At 65.0% G+C, this 254-nt stretch carries 1 protein-coding gene; it reads left to right on the top strand.

Features of this window, described 5'->3' with window-relative positions; all coding sequences use genetic code 11:
- A partial coding sequence (locus HW466_RS32180) for a hypothetical protein (protein ID WP_279610407.1) occupies positions 1-254 on the top strand: 254 nt, incomplete at both ends.

Below are 254 nucleotides of genomic sequence, written 5' to 3'. Positions count from 1 at the left end.
GCCGACGAGAGGCCGGTCGACGTGGAGGTCGACAGCGAAGCCACCGTGCTATCGGTCGAGCTCAGGCCCGTCGACAGCGAGTTGATGCCCGTCGAAGTCGAGGTGGACAGCGAGCTGATCGAGCTTGTTGCCGACGAGAGGCCGGTCGACGTGGAGGTCGACAGCGAAGCCACCGTGCTATCGGTCGAGCTCAGGCCCGTCGACAGCGAGTTGATGCCCGTCGAAGTCGAGGTGGACAGCGAGCTGATCGAGCT

It is taken from the genome of Burkholderia territorii, from assembly GCF_902833055.1.
In the GTDB taxonomy this organism is placed as follows: domain Bacteria; phylum Pseudomonadota; class Gammaproteobacteria; order Burkholderiales; family Burkholderiaceae; genus Burkholderia; species Burkholderia territorii.
Note: the sequence above shows the minus strand (reverse complement) of the source record. Positions and strands in the feature narration are given on the sequence as shown.